The organism is Xanthomonas sp. LMG 12459 (assembly GCF_009192905.1).
In the GTDB taxonomy this organism is placed as follows: Bacteria; Pseudomonadota; Gammaproteobacteria; order Xanthomonadales; family Xanthomonadaceae; genus Xanthomonas_A; species Xanthomonas_A sontii.
On the sequence record NZ_NSGT01000139.1, the window covers coordinates 1 to 551 of the forward strand.

The 551-nt window shown below is 64.2% G+C and carries 1 protein-coding gene; it reads left to right on the plus strand.

All coding sequences use genetic code 11. The features are described 5' to 3' along the window. Positions 1-150: 150 nt before the first annotated feature. Positions 151-551, plus strand: a 401-nt coding sequence (gene bamD, locus CEK65_RS20870) for an outer membrane protein assembly factor BamD (protein ID WP_152182865.1), incomplete at its 3' end; no start/stop codon positions are given.

The window sequence follows — 551 nt, forward strand, 5'->3', positions numbered from 1 at the left end:
GGGAGATGGGGATAAGAAACAGGGTATGGGGCATGGCAGGGGCACGGCTTGGGTCGGAAAAAGGGGGTCGCGGCGGCCATAGTCAGTCGCAGGACAGGCCACTAGGCTATCATCGCCCCTTCGTATTCCTGCCCTGCCGCGCCCGAACCCATGATCCGACGCTCCGTCCCGCTGTCCGCGCACGTCCGTTTCATCGCCCTGCTGCTGGTCACGCTGGTCGTGGCGACGGGTTGCCACCGTCAGAAGAAGAACCCCGAAGAAGGCATGCCGGTCGAGCAGCTCTACCAGAAGGCGCATGCGCAGATGGAGAGCGGCAACTGGGCCGGCGCCGAGAGCAGCTTCAAGCGCCTGATCGCGCAGTACCCGTACGGCAACTACACCGAGCAGGCGATGATCGAGAGCGCCTACGCCCAGTACAAGGCCGGCAAGCACGACGACGCGGTGTCGACCATCGACCGCTTCATCCGCACCTACCCGACCCAGCGCAACATCGCCTACATGTACTACCTGCGCGGGTTGTCCAACTCCAACCGCGACACGGTGTTCCTGCG